Source organism: Myxococcales bacterium (genome assembly GCA_016720545.1).
Classification (GTDB): domain Bacteria; phylum Myxococcota_A; class Polyangia; order Polyangiales; family Polyangiaceae; genus JAAFHV01.
On sequence record JADKKK010000023.1, the window covers coordinates 36455 to 52673 of the forward strand.

Consider the following 16219-nt stretch of genomic DNA (forward strand, 5'->3'; position numbering starts at 1 on the left):
GGGCGCGCGCCGTTCAGGAGCCATGCACTCCGCACCCCTCCTTCCCGCCTGCCGGCGCTTGCTCGCGTCGGCCGCCGCCCTCCTCCTCCTCACGAGCACCGCCGCCTGCGGCGCCCAGTCGAAGGCCCCCGCCGCGTACGCGCCGGCCATGCCGCACGGCGGGGCCCCTGCGGCCGCCGCGGGCGAGTCGGCCTCCGCGTCCGTCGAGACGAGCGCGCGGAGCGCGTCACCGTCGCCCGCGCCCTCGCCCGCGAGCCCGAGCGCCGGCACCACGCACGGCGGGAGCCCGGGCCGCGCCGCCGCCACGCCGCCCGCCGGGCCCGCCGCGCAGGCCAACGCGAAGGCCGCGAGCGAGGCGCGCGCCCCGCTCGTGGTCTACACCGGCGCGCTCTCGATGCTCACGGATCCCGACAAGATCCCGGAGACCATCGACAAGGTGATCGACGTCGCGGAGTCCCACGGCGGGAGCCTCATGGGGCGGCGCGACGACGGCGTCGAGATACGTGTACCTTCCCTTCACTTCCGGTCGGCCCTGAAGGAGCTCGAGGGGGTGGCGAGCGTCACCGCGCGCTCCGTGAGCGCCGAGGACGTCACCGAGCAGGTGCACGACCTCGAGGTGCGCCTCTCGAACCTGAAGGCGACGCAGCGGAGGCTCCAAGAGTTTCTCGCGCGGGCGGCGAACGTCAACGACGCCCTCACGGTCGAGCGCGAGCTCGAGCGGGTCGCGCGGGAGATCGACACCATCGAAGGCAAGGTCACCTTCTTGAAGACGCGGGCCTCCTTCTCGCGCATCACCGTGGCCCTGCGAGAGCGGCCGAAGCCCTCCCCCATCGTGAAGGAGCCTCCGCCGCCCCCGCCGCCGCCACCCCCGAAGGCCGCGACCCCCAACCTCCCCGTTCCGTGGCTCCAGGGCCTCGGCGTCGACCCCCTGCTCGCCCTCACCAAGAACTGATCCGGAGCCCCCTATGAACGCCGTCGCCCGCCTCGCTCGCCGCTTCTTCGGCCCCGCCACCCTTCTCCCCGCGGCCCTCCGCGCCGTCGTGCTCAGCGCGACGTTCAGCGCCACCCTCGCCTGCCTCGCTTGCGTGAGCGGCTGCTCCACGAGCGCGCGGCTCGACACCCCGAGCGGCTTCGCCACCCTCGGCGACGACAAGACCTTCGCCTACCGCGCCACGAGCGCGCGCGGCGTGGTGCTCGCCGCGCGCGCCGAGAAGAACGAGCTGCGGGCCAACACGGAGTTCTGGGCCGAGAGCATCGACCTGCGGCTCTCGGGCGCGGGCTACGTGAAGCGCTCCGAGCAGGCCGTGAAATCGCGAGGAGGCCTCGAGGGCAAGCAGCTCCGCTACACCCTCACGCGCAACGCTCGCGAGCACCGGTACTGGGTCACCGTGTTCGTAAAGGGCGACCACGTGGTGCTGGTGGAGGCCGCCGGCGACACCGCGCACTTCGCGCCCGCCGAGGCGACCGTCGAGCGGGCGATCGCGTCCGTGCGGGTCGACTGAGCCGAGCGAGCGTCCGAGAGGCGCGAAAAGAAAAGCGCGAAGGCGCTCGATCCGGTCGGATCGGCGCCTCGCGTGCGTCTCGGGGAGTGTTCGCGGGGCTTAGCTTGCTAGCCCCCGCGAAGCGCTCACTTGGAGGCGGTGCCGTTGAGGAAGAACGCGATGACGAAGCTGAGGAGCACGAGCGACTCGATGAGCGCCAGCGCGAGGATCATCGGGGTCTGGATGCGGGCGGCGGCGCCCGGGTTGCGCGAGATGCCCTCGAGCGCGGCGGCGGCCGCGCGGCCCTGACCGACGGCGCCACCGAGCACTCCGAGACCGATGGCGAAGCCCGCGCCGGCCGCCGCGTACATCTTCACGTCGTTGGCGTTCGCGCCGGCGTGAGCGCCTTCCTGCGCGAAGGCAGCGAGCGGGACGAGGAGGGTTGCGGTGGCGCTCAGCGCCATGAGACCGAGCTTGCGGGAGGTCGACATTGGAGAGGCTCCTTCAGAATCCGAATTACGGTAGGTACGTAGGGGGTTGGGAGCGCGCCGGGGGGACGACGTTCGCGACCGAGCGCGCTCTTTAGTCTCTTTGTTTCGAGCTGACTACCCCCTTCGAGCACGCTCGAAGGGGAGGAGAATTAGGCGTGCGCCTTCGCGCCGATCTCCGCCTTGGCGTGGCCGTCCGCGTGGCCGTGGCCTTCGCCGTGGTCTTCGTGCTCGGTCGCCAGCGTGATGTAGATCGACGCGAGGAGGCAGAAGACGAGCGCCTGCACGCCAGCGACGAGCGTGCCGAGGATGAGGATGGGAATGGGGAGGAAGAGCGCGAAGATGGCCACCATGATCGACGCCAGGAGGTGGTCGACCGCGATGTTGAGCATGAGGCGGAGCGCGAGCGTCACCGGGCGGATGACGAACATGGTGAGCAGCTCGAGCGGGAAGATGAGGATCGCGAGCGGGAGCACCGGCCCCATCATGTGCTTGAAGTAGCCGAGGCCGTTCTCCTTCACGCCGTAGTAGTTGAACGCGACGGCGATGATGATCGCGCAGGCCGCGGTGACGTTCAGGCTGGAGGTGGGCGGCAGGAAGCCCGGGATCATGCCGAGGAAGTTCGACACCAGGATGAAGAGGGCCGACGTGCCGATGATGGGGAAGTAACGCTTCGCCCGCTCGGGGCCCATCATGTCGCGCATCAACGTGTAGAAGTAGGTGACGACCACCTCGACCAGCGTGCGCAGCGAGAGCTTCTCGTCCGGGATGACCGACTTGTCGTAGTCGGCGATCTGCTTGCGGACCGCGAACGCGATCCCCAGCAGGATGGCGACGACGAGCACCACCGCGGCGATGGGCTCGGCCTGATGATCGCCCACGGGGTGGTGCCCCACGAACGTGTTGCCGAAGTTCTCCATGTTCTTCCCGAGGGCGGGGAACATGGCGACCAGGTAGCTCAAAAAGGACGTGTGCTCCGGCATGCGAGTGCGCTTCCTATCACAGGTTTTTTGAGAAAAGCACCATTCGTTGCGCCCGAAAGAGAGCGCGAAATATTTTCGCAGAGAGGCTCTTTTTGCCGAGAAATCTACGACTTACCACGATCGCGCCGTGTGGAGCGGCGCGGCCGGAGCGCGGGCGCGAGACCCCGCAGCGATACGCCGAGGGGCAAACATCCGTATCCGACGACCAGTCCTATGGGGTCGACGAGGGCCCGCGTCATCAGCGCCCAGATGCCGCCGAACAGCACGAGCATCTTGAGGACGCCGAGGAGCGCCCAGGCCGCAGAGAACGTGCTCTTGGGGGCGGCCGGCGCGGGCTCGGCGGGCTCTACGGGCTCGACCGGCTCGGCGGGCTCGGCGATCGCGCTCGCCGCGGCGCGGTCCTTGGCGGTCGTGCCGGCGGGCCCCTCGACAGGCTCGTCGGCTGGGGTGAGCAGCGCCTCGACCACGCGGATGAGGACGTAGAGGTTCGACGTGGCGATGGCGGCGCCGACGAGCACGGACGCGCCGGTGCGCGTTGGAGAGCGCGAACGCGCCGACCGTCAACGCGGCGCCGATCGCGGCGACGGGGACGAGCGCAGCGCGCATGGCGCCCCCTTCCGGCTCCGCGTCGCGCGGTCCGTCTTGCGGAGGCGTCACGGCTCGTCCGCCGGCGGTGCCGCGGGGGCCTTCGGCGGCGGGGGGTCGTCCTCGTAGCCGTCGGGCATGGGCACCTTCCACGGCGCCTGGCCGCGCTCGAGCTTCTCTTCCTTCTCGACGTCGCGCTCCATCTGCTTGGCCGCCTTGAAGAGCGCGCGGAACCCGGCGTAGACGCCCGCCAGCGTGAACAGGCCCGTCAGCCACCCGCGTGCGCCGACGCGCTCGTCCAGCCACTTGCCGATGAAGTAGCCCACGGCCATCGACACGATGAGCTCGATCCCGAGGGAGCCGTAGCGGCCGTAGGCCTTCCACTTCATGGCCCGGCGGTACCACCCGGGGTGAGGCGGGTCAACGCGCGAGGACCGCCCGTCCCCGTGCGCCGCGCTTCGCGGGCGCGACCTGCCGCGGTACGCTCGGCCCATGCTCTCTCCTCGGCGCTCCGCCCGCACCGCCACGCTCGTCGCGATCGCCCTCGCGTCCCTGGTCGCGCTGCCCGCTCGACCCGCCATCGCGCAGCAGCCGCCCCCCTACCCGCCGCAGCAGCAATACCCGCAGCAGCCGCCCCCCTACCCGCCGCAGCAGCAATACCCGCAGCAATACCCGCAGCAATACCCGCAGCAATACCCGCAGCAATACCCGCAGCAGTACCCGCAGCAGTATCCGCAGCAGTACCCGCAGCAGTATCCGCAGCAGTACCCGCAGCAGTACCCGCAGCAGTACCCGCAGCAGCCACCTCCCCAGGCGGCGCCGCCACCTCCGCCACCTCCCCCAGAGCCGGAGGTGCCCACGCACGCGCCGAGGTTCGCGCTCTACGTGGGCGGTCGCATCAACTACGTGGGCTGGCGGCGCGTTCTCGCGGACGCCCGCTCGGGAGAGACCGCGACCACCGGGCGCCTCGCGAAGAACGGCGCGAGCTTCCAGCTCGACCTCGGCGTTCGGCTCGCGAAGGCGTGGATCCCCTACGCGTTCCTCGAGCACGGGCTGCTCGGGCGGGGCGGGTACTTCGAGGGGGACGAGAACGCCCACTCCTCGACTACGTTCTACGGCGGCGGGCTAAGGCACGTGTCGGGCGATCCGGACAGCGTGACGTTCCTCCAGGATCTCTCGGTCGGCGTGCGCAGCATCCGGGTGTCGAGCGGCGAGCAGTCGCTGAACCTCAGCACGTTCGAATGGGTGCGCCTCGGCCTCGGCGCGGAGATCCGGCTGCACACGCGGTTCACCCTGTCGCCGCTGGCGGCGATCCCGGCGGGCGGCATGAACGACGTGAGCGGCACCTTCACGCCGGGGCTCACGCAGGGCGTCGCCGGACCGCTGAACAAGTACACCCTCCAGAACACGGCGGAGACCTCGCTGAGCTCGCCGCAGTCGAACTTCGTGGGGCGGCCTTACGTCGCCCTCTCCATCGGGCTCGGCTTCCACTTCGATCTCATCGGCGACTGAGCGGGCGCGCCCCACGCGCTCATTGCCGTGTGCGTTCAAGTAGCTGGGAACGCCCCCGCGTCGCGGGCGGCGCCCGGGGACCACGCTCGGCTCACATCTCCGGTCCAGCGTCCGCGCCGCCGGCGTCGTAGAAATAGCGCAGCGCCAGGCAGGCCAACGTGGACGGATACGACGCGGACACGTCGCGCCGGATGCCGAGCTCCACGCTCCATGCGCGGTCGACGTAGCCGACGCCACCCGAGACGGTGTGGACCCGCGTGCCCTCGTCGAAGCGGTAGCCCGCGCGGAGGGGGACGTGGTTGGCGAGGAAGACCTCGGCGCCGAACATGAACCGCCCGGAGGTCCGCCCGTGCGTCGTAAAGTCGGCCATGCCCTCGGCCTCGACGGAGACGATGCCGTTCTGGTAGCCGACGCCGCCGAGCATCAGGGTCGGCGCGACGCCGGTGCCCGGGTTCGAGAGGTTCTTGCCGACGAGGCCGATCCGCAGGCCGTCGAGGGGCACGGCCGTGACGCCGAGGTCCACCGTCGCGGTGTTGAAGACCGCCGCCCCTCGTGTGCCGCCCGAGACGAGCGAGTCGCCGAGCGGCCCCGCCGAGACCGACTGGTTGACGCGGAGGTAGCGACCGGTCGCGCCCACGGAGAAGCGATCGACCAGCGGGTACGCGAGCGTGAGGCGCAGATCGGTCCACTGGCGCCGGACGACGTCCGGATCGGTGACGCTCCAGGTCCCGCCGAAGCCGCCCGCGATCCGGTTGGTGGCCGAGTCGACCACGGCGCCGCCGTAGCTCTGCCGGCGCGCCTCGGGCCCCCACGTGGCCAGACCCTCGAAATGGTACACCCGCGTGAGCGGCAGGTTCGCGGGGTTGCCCCAGAGGGCGTTCGTGGATGAGCCAAGGGCCGTTCGCGCACCGCCCATCGCGACCGAGCGCGGGTGCTGCACCTCCCCGAGGTCGAAGCCCTGCTCCGGCGAGGTGGTCGACGGATCGGCCGAGGCCGAGCTCGTAGCGGCCAAAGAGCCGGCCAGGGCGAGGCCGAAGACGGCGCTTCTGGCGCGGAGACGAGGACGCGGAGGGGTCACCGCCCTCACCCTACCAAGGCCCCACGCGCGTGGACAGTTTCCAGCACCGATGGTTAGGACAGCACTTTCGCTATGTTAGCGAGTCTTGACAGCTCATTCGCCGAGAAATTGAGACATCACTTTCGTGCACCCTTCACGGGCAGGCGCGATTCGGAAGTCGTTCTGCGAACTTGCCCGGAGGGCCTCGGAGGCCACCTCTGCGGGTCGATTTCGCGGGGGCTCTACAAGCAATAAAGTTGACACATATCCAGCATTTATAACTTTTTTTCGATTGCTCGTGGACGGGCGCGAACGGGGGGTGGTAGCTCCATGGACGTCGAAGCGAACGGTCGGCGGAGAGCGCACCAGAAGCGAGGGCCGAGGGGTCCCCGAGCCGGGTGCGTTGCCCCTCGATCGTTGGCCACGACATCCGGCTTCCTCGCGGAGCCGGCCTTTTCGCGTGCCTCACTCACGATAGCTCGACCCGACTCGCCCGTGTTCTCTGGCGAATCAGGGTGTCTTTTGGCCTCCGATTGTCCCCGTGTGGAAAAGCTGTGGAGTACTCCGGGCTCGCCTCCACGGTCGTAAGCTAACCACTTCGTATCGCTTCGTTATTCCCTGGACCTGGCCGGCCGATAGCCTGCGGAAAACCCGGGGATCTCTCGCCTGCGCACCCGTCTCGCGTCTTCCGCACTGTTCCGCGCTCTTTCGCGGCTGAGGGGCCTCTTTCTCATGGGCATGATTGATCGCGCAGAAGACGAGCTGTGGCACGAGGCCGTGGCCTTCACGAGGGCCCGCTCGCCTGGCAGCTTCGAGCAGTGGTTCTGCGGCGTGCAGTTCGAGGGGCTGACCGACGGCGTGTTGTGCCTCCGCGCGAGGGACGAGTTCGTGCGCGATTGGGTCGAGCAGCACTTCCTCCCGAGCCTGAGCGACTTCTCCCGCGCCCGCACCGGCCTGACCATCCGGCCCGCGTGGTCCATCGGCGGGGACCTCGAGCGGCCCGTGGTCGACGGACCGCTCGCGCCCGCCGTCCGTCCCCGGGTGCTGCGCGCCTCCGCGCCACCGCCACCTCTGAACGCGACCTCGGCCCTCGGGGAGAGCGCTCCGGCGAGCGCGCGCCGGCCCACGCTGGGCTCCACCGGCGCTCCCGGGCCGGCCAGCTCGATCGGCGCGGTCCCGCCGATCGTGCTGAACCCGAAGTACACGTTCGCGAACTTCGTGGTCGGCCCTTCGAACCAGCTCGCCCACGCCGCGGCCATCGCGACCGCGGGCGGCGGCGGCCCTCGCCACAACCCGCTCTTCTTGTGTGGCCCCACCGGCCTCGGCAAGACGCACCTCGTCCACGCCGTGGCCCACCGCGTGCGCGCCGAGCGGCCGCACTCGCGCATCGTGTACATCTCGGCCGAGACCTTCGTGAACGAGTTCGTCGAGGCGCTCAAAGAGAACAAGATGGGCGAGTTCCGGGCGCGCTACCGCGACCGGTGCGATCTCCTGTTGGTCGACGACATCCAGTTCCTCGCCTCCAAGACGCAGACGCAGGAAGAGTTCTTCCACGCGTTCAACGCGCTCCACCAGGCCGACAAGCAGATCATCGTCACGAGCGATCGCTACCCGCAGCACCTCGAGCGCATGGAAGAGCGCCTCGTGTCGCGCTTCACGTGGGGGCTCGTCGCCGACATCCAGGGGCCCGAGCTCGAGACGCGCGCGTCGCCATCCTGCGCAAGAAGGCCGCGGCCGAGAACGTCGAGCTCGAGCCGAACGTCGTGCTCCTGCTCGCGCAGGCCGTGCGCAGCAACGTGCGAGAGCTCGAGGGGGCGCTCATCCGGCTGCTCGCGAAGTCGAGCCTCCTGCACCGACCGATCGACGTCGACTTCGTGCGGGCCGAGCTCTCGGCGTCGATGCCGCGCGTGAGCGAGACGGGCGTCGCAGACGTCCAGCGTGAGGTCTGCCACCACTTCAAGCTGACCGAGCGCGAGCCGTGCTCGAAGGACCGCCACAAGAGCATCGCGTTCGCCCGTCACGTCGCCATGTACCGTGCAAGCAGCGGCTGAAGTCGAGCTACCCGAGCTCGGGCGCGCGTTCGGAAACCGCGACCACACGACGGTGATGAGCGCGGTGCGAAAGATCGAGGGGCTCCGCGAGAGCGACCCCGAGGTGCGCGGCCACCTCGAGGCCCTCGAGCGCAAGCTCGGGGGCTGAGCCACCGCAGGCGCAGGCCGCAGCTCGCGACGACTCGGGTCAGTCCTCGGGCCAGCGCCATGTGCCGAGCTCTTGGCCGGTGGGGTCGAAGGAGCGGTCGCCCATCGTGGTGAGCTCCGTTCGCCCGGGCTCGAAGCTGGCGAGGTCGACGTTGCCCGTCGGCGACACCCGCGTCACGAGGGCGGCGTGATCGGTGTGGGGTCCGCCCGGCCATCGGGCCACGCGCACCCAGACGATGCTCCCCACCCGCGGTCGTTTGGCGTCGTTCACGCCGTGCTCCCTTCGGTCGCGTGGCATAGGCACGCCGCTCGCCCGGGGCTCGCTTGCATGTTCTCGCGGTAGACCATGCCCGGAACGTAAGCGATCGCGGGCGGACGAGACATGGGGCGCGCGCCGGATCGACGAAAGGCGCCTTGTGGATCCCCGGCGCCGGTGCCGGACTGCACCAGGGCGGGCCCGTCAGACAGGCCTTTGCCGACATTTGCCGACATTCCAAGGAACCGATCACGGCACGCGGGTTGCGTATTGCCTTCCCAGAGGCACACCATGCGACAGAAGCTCCTCAGCTGGCTCTCGGACCTCGCGACCGCTGGCGGCGGTGGCTCGCTCGCCGCGTCGCACGGCGACTCGGAGGACGGACCGCGGCTGCGAGGTTCGCGTCGGAGGAGCCTCCGCTCGTTCGTGCTCGCGCTAGCTTGTGGGCTCGTGCTCGCTCTGCTGAACGGCTCCCCGCGTGGGCCTATCGCCCGGGTGGTGGGCAGTCGTTCGCCGCACCGCCGCCCCGTCCTGCGGCCGTCGCCTCGCCGCGCGTGAGTACGCCACGGCCTGCCCCCAGACCGCCATCCCCTGCGCCCGGCGTCGTGCGCCCGGCGGGGGGGTGGAGCATCCCGACTCCCGCCGCTCCGCAGGCTCCCGTCGGGGAAGCCGTGGCGGCCCCCGACCCCGCTCCGCCATACCAGCCGAGCAAGAGCCCCACCGTCTTCGCCGTCCTCATGCTTGTCGGCGGGAGCGCGGCCGTCGGCTTGGCGCTCTCGCGCTCTCGCGCGTCAGGCGCGTCAGGCAGGTCAGGCGCGTCAGGCGCGTCAGGGAATCCATGGGACGTCGAACATGGCGTGGGGAATGCGCCGGGGGGAACGGCGGGTTCGCCGGGAGCGCCCGTGGGCCCACTGCCTCTCATGGGGGATCTCGTCCAAGGCAAGTACAGGGTCGGACGGGAGCTGGAGCGTGACGAGTTTGGCGCGACGTTCCAAGGCTTCCACGAGGGACTGGACGCCCACGTTCGTCTGTACTTCCTGCTGCCAGAGCACGCCGACTCCCAGGCGGCTCAGGCGCGGTTGTTCGAGAGGGTTCGCGGCTGGGCATCGACCAGGGACCCCAACCATCGGGTGGTCGACGCGGGGACGATGGAAGACGGCAGACCCTTCGTGGTCTTCGTCGAGGAGGGCGCCGGGCGGGCGCCGGTCGAAACGGTGAGAACGCCCGTGGGCCCACTGCCTGTCATGGGGACTCTCGTCCAAGGCAAGTATAGGGTCGGACGGGAGCTGGAGCGTGACGAGCTTGGCGTGATGTTCGAGGCCTCCCAGGAGCACCTGAACATCCCGCTTCGTCTGTACTTCCTCCTGCCGGAGCACGCGGACTCACCGGTGGTTCAGGCGCAGCTTTGGGAGATGGTTCGCGGCTGGGCGTCGACTGGAGACCCCAACCATCGGGTGGCCGACGCGGGGACCATGGAAGACGGCAGGCTCTTCGTGGTCCTCGGGGCCTAGCCGGAGGGCCCCTTGTATCTCGGTCCGGAGCTATCTTTGAAGCGTTGGAGGCAGACCTCGGCAGTCCGCTGGCCCCTTGGTCTCGAAGACCGGTTGTGGAGCATGGTCGCCGAGGTCTCGTCCTCTGACGTAAACCCGTACAGTTGCCTGAGCCCGAGCTCGTATCTTCAAGGAAGGGTTGCGTCAGAGGCCGCCCGCCACAGGGAGGCAGGCAGATGGAACCGATCAATCGATTCGTAGGCATCGACGTCTCGGGGGCCCACGTGGACGTGTTCGTACGTCCGGACGGGCACGCGAGGCGCTTCGATAGGGATGGGGAGCGCGAGGCGCTGCTCGAATATTTGAAACCGCTCAAGCCGACGCTCATCGTGATGGAGGCGACGGGAGGGCTCGAGGTGCCGGTCGCCGCAGCCATCGCAACGGCGAAGCTGCCGGTCGTAGTCATCAACCCAAGGCAGGCCCGTGACTTCGCGAAGGCGACAGGCCGGCTAGCGAAGACCGACGCCATCGACGCGGCAGTGCTCGCGCATTTTGCCGATGCGCTGCGACCCGAGGTGCGACCGTTGCCCGACGAGGCGAGCCGCGAGCTCGAGGCCTTGGTGGTACGCCGTCGTCAGCTCGTGGACATGCTCGTGGCGGAGAGACATCGTCTGCGCGTCTGCGCCTCGAACGCGACCAAGGCAGGTCTCAAGAAGCACATCGAGTGGCTGCAGAAGCAGATCAAAGAGCTCGATGACGACATCGGGCGGAGCGTGCGAAAGAGCCCCATTTGGCGCGAGAAAGATGACCTGCTCCAGTCGGTTCCCGGCATCGGTCCGGTTGTATCTTCCACGCTTCTCGCATCGCTGCCCGAGCTCGGCACGCTCGACCGCAAGAAGATCTCCGCGCTCGTCGGGCTCGCCCCGCTGAACCGCGACAGTGGGACGATGCGCGGCAAGCGCACCATCTGGGGAGGCCGCGCCAGTGTGAGAGCCGTCCTCTACATGACCGCGACTGTGGCGGCGCAGCACAACCCCACGATCAAGGCCTTCTACGCTCGCCTCCTCGCCGTAGGAAGCCGAAGAAGGTCGCCCTCAACCGCCTGCATGCACAAGGGTGCTCATGGCGGTGAACGCGATCCTTCGAACGGGTCGCGGTTGGCAGCTGGGCCTCGCGCTCGCCCGCCCCCTGAGGGCTGCGACGAAGGAACGAACGCAGGTTCCCCTCTCGCGCCCTCGGGCTCAGGCGGCGGGGTCCCGGTCCGCCCGCAGGCACCCGACGACGAGCAAGCAAGCCGCCTACGCGCGCCGCCCCGCGCGAAGTCGCCCGTCGGCGCGGTAGCCGTCCCACGCCCCAAATCGCCCCCGAAAAAATCGTTCACCCCCGGCAGAAAGACAGTTGCTCCTCAAACTCGGCAGAGTGAAGCGCGATGGAGGGGCTACAGGCGCACGTCGATGTAGAGGCCGCGGCGCAGCTCTTGGAGCCAGGCCTTCCGCTGGCGCTCCATCGCCTCGCTGAACGCGCGCTCGAGCATCGCGTCCTTCACCTCTTCGAACTTGGGGACGTGCGCCGCGTCGCGGACCTGCACGATGAGGATCGCCTCGTTGCCGAAGCGGAGCGGCTCGCCGGTCTCGCCGGCGCCGAGCTTCTTCACGAGCTCCTGGAGCGGCGGGAAGAGCGCCTGCATGGGCTGGGGACCGCGCGAGCCGCAGGTGGTCTTGGTCTGCGTGTCGTCGGAGTACTGGGCGACGAGCTTGCAGAAGTCTTCGCCCTTGCGCGCGCGCATGGCGAGGTCCTGCGCGAAGGTCTCGCGCACCTGGATGTCTTGGGCGGTGGCGCCCTGCTGGATGCGGAGCGCGAGGATGCGCGGCTCGATGACCACGTCGCCGCCGAAGTCGCGGAGCCACCGAGTGTAGGCCGCGCGGGCGTCGGTCTCGGTGACGCGCACCCGCCGCGCACGCGCAGCTGAATCGAGCTTCCCCTCGAGGGGCTGCCGGCGAATTTCGTCGCGGTAGTCTTGCTCCGACAGGCCCTGGCGCGCGGCCTCCGCGAGGAGCTTCCGGGCACCCCATGCGCTGGGAGGCGGCCACGTTCTTGATGCCCGCGTCGACCTCTTCGGCCGAGACGGAGAGCCTCGCCTTGTCGGCGGCGATCTCCTCGAGGCGATCGTCGATCATGCGGGTGAGCAGCTCGCGGATCTTCTCCGACTCCGCGGCCGCCTGCTGCGCCGGAGAGGGCGCCTGCGCCGCGATCGCGATGAGGTGAGGGCGCGCGCGATGGCGGAGCTCCGACAGGAGGATCGGGCGCTCGCCGATGACCGCGACGACGCGCTCGACGATGGCGGCCCCGGCCGAACGCGCCTTGCTCGCGAGCACGCCGAAGGCGAGCGCGGTGGCGGCGAGCACACGGGCGATGGAGGCGAGCGGTCTCATGGCGGGGACAGAGGACTTAGCACGGGAGCGACGGGCTCGGCGAGCGAACGAACGCGGCGGGACTCCGAGCAACCGCACGCACAAACACGACGAGCCGCGGTCGCCAAGAGGCGCGCCGCGGCTCGCGAGGTGTCGCGCGGAATACTACCGCTTCGAGTACTGGAAGCGCTTGCAGGCGCCCGGCTGACCGACTCTTGCGCTCCTTCTTGCGCGCGTCGCGCGTGAGGAAGCCGGCGCGCTTGAGCACGGTGCGCTTCTCGGGGTCGAGCAGGCAGAGCGCGCGGAGATGCCGTGCCCGGATCGCCTCGGCCTGCGCCGAGTGACCGCCGCCCTTGACGGTGGTCATGATGTCGAACTGCTCGAGGGCCTCGACGAGGCTCGAAAGCGCCTGACGGGCGATCATGCGCGAGGTCTCGCGCTCGAAGTAGCTGTCGGCGGGGCGGGCGTTCACCGAGAGCCGTCCGGTGCCGGCGGCGAGCCAGACGCGGGCGATGGCGGTGTTGCGCTTGCCCGTGGCGTAGGTGCGGTCTTGTGCCATGGTCGTGAGTCTCTCAGAGATTGACGGTGAGGGGCCTGCGGCTTCTGGGCCGCGTGCGGGTGATCCGGGGTGGCGTAGACCTTGAGCTTGCCGAACATCTCGCGGCCGAGCACGTTCTTGGGCAGCATGCCCTTCACGGCCTTCTCGACGGGGAACTCGGGCTTGCGATCGAGGAGATCGCGATAGGCCTCGGCGCGGAAGCCGCCCGGGATGCCCGAGTGGCGATAGTAAAACTTCTTGTCGAGCTTGTTGCCCGTGAGCTTCACCTTGCCAGCGTTCACGACGATGACGAAGTCGCCCGTGTCCTGGTGGGGTGTAGGTGGGCTTGTGCTTGCCGCGGAGGACACGCGCCACCTCGCTCGCGAGGCGCCCGAGGGGCTTGTCGGTCGCGTCGACGACGAACCAGGCGCGGGACGCGGCCGCCTGCTCCTTGCTTGCCGAGTAGGTGCGTCCTGCGAGCTTCTTGGGGGCCGCTTCGGGGGTAGACATGATGCAGAGGGTCCTTTGCGGGTCGACAGCCGCCGGTTTCCCAGCGGGGCGGAACCTATATGCGGCGGGCGGGTCGCTGTCAAGCGGCCGCGAATGGAAAGTTTGGGTGGTGGCTCCCGGCCCGTTCCTTGCCACACGAATGGTTCGCACGTAAACCTTTCGGCCGAGGTGCCGGAATGATTTCGTTCTCCCCCACTGAAGACGAGACCCACATGATGCGCTCTGTGGCGGAGCTCGCGACCGCCACGCTGCGCCCGCGGATCCGCGCCCACGAGGTGGCCCGCGAGCTGTCGGCCGAGACGCGCCGCGCCGCGTTCGACCTCGGGCTCGGGCTGCTCACCGTGCCCGAGTCGGCGGGCGGCCTGGCCTCGGCCTCCGCACCGCGGTGCTGCTCGAGGAGGAGATCGCCGCCGGCGACGCGGGGGCGGCGTTCGCGCTCGCGGGCCCGGGCGCGCTCGCGACCTGCATCGCCGAGCTCGCCTCCCCTTCCCAGCGCGACACCCTGCTCGCCCCGTTCGTCGCCGAGGGCGGGCACGAGCGCTTCGGCGCCGTGGCGTTCGGCGAGGCGCGCGCGCTGGCCGACCGCCCCGGTCTCGCCACCACGGCGACGCCCACGTCGGCCGGATACCTGCTGAGCGGCGCGAAGAGCTACGTTCGAAACGCCGATCGCGCGGAGGTGTTCGTGGTGTTCGCCCAGGTCGACGAGGCCGCCGGCTGGGACGGACTCGGCGCCTTCATCGTGCGGCGCGACCAAGATGGCCTGTCCCTCGGGCCGCGAGAGACCACCCTCGGGCTCGACGCGATGTCGGTGGGCTCGGTCGTGCTCGATTGCGTGGCGGTGGCCGAGGAGGCGCGCCTCACCGGCGGCGAGTCGTTCTCCGCGTCCCTGCTGCGCTTCTTGGCGAAGGAGGCGCTCCTCGTGGCGGCGCGGGCCGTGGGCCTCTCCCGCGAGGCGCTCGGCGTCACGCGCGACTACGTCGACACGAGGCACGCGTTCGGGAAGCCGATTGGCCATTTCCAGGCCGTCGCGTTCACCGTGGCCGACCGCGCGATGGACGTCGAGTCGGCGCGCGCGCTCGTGCACCGCGCGGCCGCGGCGTGGGACACGGGGCTTCCGGAGCGCGAGTGCCTCCTCCGCACCGGGTACGCCGTGTCGTTCGCGCTCGAGGCCGTCATGCGCGCGGGCGACTCGGCGGTGCAGCTCCACGGCGGCGCGGGCTTCATGCGTGACTACCCCGTCGAGAAGCTCATGCGCGACGCGAAGCAGCTTCAGCTCTGCGTGCTCACCTCCTCGCAGGCCGACCAGCTCGCGTGCGCCTCGGAGCTGGGCATTCCGCCCTCCCTCGGGCTCGTGCTCCCCACGGCCGAGAGCCAGTCCACGCTCATTTAGGCTGATCTAGGCTCATCTCGTTTGCGAATGGGCCGGCCGGCGCCTTGGGCGCCCGCCGCTCGCGACGCTCCACGAACGAATCACGCGACTGAAAGTCAGGACACCGATGGCCCTCGAGGTCTCTCTCACTCCCAAGCAGCAGGCGCTCCGCGAGAACCTCCGCGGGCTCGCGAAGCACGTCATCCGCCCCCAGAGCCTCTCGTGGGACCGCGGGCACGGCATCCCCGAGCAGTTCCTGCGCACCATGGCGACGCTCAACACGAGCCTCACCGCCAGCGCGAAGCGCGAAGAGGGCCCGAGGGAGAGCTCTGGCAACTTCGGGATGAAGAACCTCGACACGCTGCTCGTCACCGAGGAGCTCGCGTGGGGCGACGCCGCGCTCCCGCTCTGCATGCCGGGGCCGGGGCTCGGCGGGCCGCCGGTGCGCGGCAGCGGGACCGAGGAGCAGAAGAAGCGCTTCTTCGGCATCTTCAAGGACATGTCGGGGCCGCTCGAAGTGGGGCGCGTACGCCCTCACCGGAGCCCGGCGCCGGGAGCGACGTGGCGGGCATCCGCACGAGCTGCCGCAAGGACGGCCGCGGCTGGGTGCTCAACGGGCGCAAGTGCTACATCACGAACGGCGCGCGGGCGTCGTGGAACGTGGTGTTCGCGACGGTGGATCCGGCCGCGGGGCGCGCGGGGCACAGGGCGTTCGTCGTCGAGAAGGGGACGCCCGGGTTCTCGGTCGGCCAGATCGAGGACAAGATGGGGCTCCGCGCGAGCGAGACCGCCGAGCTCGTGTTCGAGGACTGCCGTGTCCCCGAGGAGGCCTCCTCGGCGGGGAGGCCAGCTACGCCTCGAAGGAGGGCTTCATGACCGCCATGAAGACCTTCGACAACACGCGCCCCATCGTCGCCGCGATGGCGCTAGGGATCGGGCGCGCGGCCTTCGAGTACGCGCGCGGCTTCGTGCAAGAGCACTACGCCCTCGCCCGCCCCATGCCGCGCTATTCGGCTATCGCGGAGCGCCTCGCGCAGGTGGGCCGCGATCTCGACGCCGCGCGCCTCGTGACCTGGCGGGCCGGTGGCTCGCCGACCAAGGCATCGCCAACGCGAAAGGAGGCGAGCATGGCGAAGGCCCTCGGCGGGGCAGGCCGCGATCCGCGCGTGCTTCGAGGCCATCGAGATCTGCGGCACCGAGGGCTCGATCCAGGGCGAGCACCAGCTGCTCGAGAAGTGGTTCCGCGACATCAAGGTCTACGACATCTTCGAGGGCACGGGGCAGATCCAGCGCGTCGTGATCTCGAAGCGAATGCTCCCGAACTTGAAGTCGTTTTAGCGG

The 16219-nt window shown here is 69.9% G+C and carries 13 protein-coding genes and 6 pseudogenes; 9 read left to right on the top strand and 10 right to left on the bottom strand.

The window, feature by feature from the left end; translation table 11 throughout:
* Positions 1-22: 22 nt before the first annotated feature.
* Complete coding sequence (locus tag IPQ09_25535) at positions 23-952, top strand: DUF4349 domain-containing protein (protein MBL0197522.1); 930 nt, start codon at positions 23-25, stop codon at positions 950-952.
* Positions 953-965: 13 nt separating this feature from the next.
* Entirely contained in the window at positions 966-1502 is a 537-nt protein-coding gene (locus IPQ09_25540) for a hypothetical protein (protein ID MBL0197523.1), read from the top strand.
* A 125-nt stretch (positions 1503-1627) separates the two neighbouring features.
* Here the strand turns inward: IPQ09_25540 and IPQ09_25545 are convergent, their stop codons facing one another.
* The 4 genes from IPQ09_25545 to IPQ09_25560 all read right to left on the bottom strand — a co-directional run bounded on the left by IPQ09_25545 (position 1628) and on the right by IPQ09_25560 (position 3926).
* The gene (locus tag IPQ09_25545; GenBank protein MBL0197524.1) at positions 1628-1972 is read right to left on the bottom strand and encodes an ATP synthase F0 subunit C; all 345 of its coding nucleotides are present in this window, start codon (positions 1970-1972) and stop codon (positions 1628-1630) included.
* A 149-nt stretch (positions 1973-2121) separates the two neighbouring features.
* Positions 2122-2952: a F0F1 ATP synthase subunit A gene (atpB, locus tag IPQ09_25550; protein ID MBL0197525.1), complete on the bottom strand. Its 831-nt coding sequence runs from the start codon at positions 2950-2952 to the stop codon at positions 2122-2124.
* 104 nt (positions 2953-3056) lie between these two features.
* On the bottom strand, positions 3057-3470 hold the full coding sequence (locus IPQ09_25555; GenBank protein MBL0197526.1) for a hypothetical protein: 414 nt from the start codon (positions 3468-3470) through the stop codon (positions 3057-3059).
* 135 nt (positions 3471-3605) lie between these two features.
* Entirely contained in the window at positions 3606-3926 is a 321-nt protein-coding gene (locus IPQ09_25560) for an AtpZ/AtpI family protein (GenBank protein ID MBL0197527.1), read from the bottom strand.
* Between the two features lie 103 nt (positions 3927-4029).
* Here IPQ09_25560 and IPQ09_25565 point away from each other — a divergent pair, with 103 nt between their 5' ends.
* Entirely contained in the window at positions 4030-5049 is a 1020-nt protein-coding gene (locus tag IPQ09_25565; GenBank protein MBL0197528.1) for a hypothetical protein, read from the top strand.
* A 91-nt stretch (positions 5050-5140) separates the two neighbouring features.
* Here IPQ09_25565 and IPQ09_25570 read toward each other — a convergent pair whose 3' ends face one another.
* The gene (locus IPQ09_25570; protein ID MBL0197529.1) at positions 5141-6127 is read right to left on the bottom strand and encodes a hypothetical protein; all 987 of its coding nucleotides are present in this window, start codon (positions 6125-6127) and stop codon (positions 5141-5143) included.
* 711 nt (positions 6128-6838) lie between these two features.
* On the opposite strand from IPQ09_25570, the pseudogene dnaA reads away from it, so the two are divergent.
* A pseudogene (dnaA, locus tag IPQ09_25575) lies at positions 6839-8305 on the top strand (chromosomal replication initiator protein DnaA).
* A 39-nt stretch (positions 8306-8344) separates the two neighbouring features.
* On the opposite strand, the gene IPQ09_25580 reads toward dnaA, so the two are convergent.
* Positions 8345-8575 carry a hypothetical protein gene (locus IPQ09_25580; GenBank protein MBL0197530.1) on the bottom strand — a complete coding sequence of 77 codons (231 nt, stop codon included), beginning with the start codon at positions 8573-8575 and terminating at the stop codon, positions 8345-8347.
* A 276-nt stretch (positions 8576-8851) separates the two neighbouring features.
* Between IPQ09_25580 and IPQ09_25585 the strand changes: the two genes are divergently transcribed.
* The 3 genes and pseudogenes from IPQ09_25585 (at position 8852) to IPQ09_25595 (ending at position 11196) form a co-directional block, all read left to right on the top strand.
* A complete protein-coding gene (locus IPQ09_25585; GenBank protein MBL0197531.1) occupies positions 8852-9118 on the top strand; it encodes a hypothetical protein in 267 nt (88 codons plus the stop codon).
* 362 nt (positions 9119-9480) lie between these two features.
* A complete protein-coding gene (locus IPQ09_25590; protein ID MBL0197532.1) occupies positions 9481-10071 on the top strand; it encodes a hypothetical protein in 591 nt (196 codons plus the stop codon).
* Between the two features lie 215 nt (positions 10072-10286).
* Positions 10287-11196: pseudogene (locus tag IPQ09_25595) on the top strand (IS110 family transposase).
* Between the two features lie 292 nt (positions 11197-11488).
* Here IPQ09_25595 and IPQ09_25600 read toward each other — a convergent pair.
* The 4 genes and pseudogenes from IPQ09_25600 to rplM all read right to left on the bottom strand — a co-directional run bounded on the left by IPQ09_25600 (position 11489) and on the right by rplM (position 13509).
* Positions 11489-11998 (bottom strand): peptidyl-prolyl cis-trans isomerase, encoded by a 510-nt coding sequence (locus IPQ09_25600; protein MBL0197533.1) that lies wholly within the window; start codon positions 11996-11998, stop codon positions 11489-11491.
* A gap of 130 nt (positions 11999-12128) precedes the next feature.
* Positions 12129-12482: pseudogene (locus IPQ09_25605) on the bottom strand (SurA N-terminal domain-containing protein).
* 144 nt (positions 12483-12626) lie between these two features.
* A pseudogene (gene rpsI / locus IPQ09_25610) lies at positions 12627-13020 on the bottom strand (30S ribosomal protein S9).
* Positions 12930-13509 (bottom strand): annotated as a pseudogene (rplM, locus tag IPQ09_25615) (50S ribosomal protein L13). Before rplM ends, rpsI begins: the two co-directional pseudogenes overlap by 91 nt.
* Before the next feature lie 385 nt (positions 13510-13894).
* Between rplM and IPQ09_25620 the strand changes: the two are divergent.
* Together IPQ09_25620 and IPQ09_25625 are read left to right on the top strand one after the other, a co-directional pair.
* A complete protein-coding gene (locus IPQ09_25620) occupies positions 13895-14899 on the top strand; it encodes an acyl-CoA dehydrogenase (protein MBL0197534.1) in 1005 nt (334 codons plus the stop codon).
* A 106-nt stretch (positions 14900-15005) separates the two neighbouring features.
* Positions 15006-16216 (top strand): annotated as a pseudogene (locus IPQ09_25625) (acyl-CoA dehydrogenase family protein).
* Positions 16217-16219 lie beyond the last annotated feature (3 nt).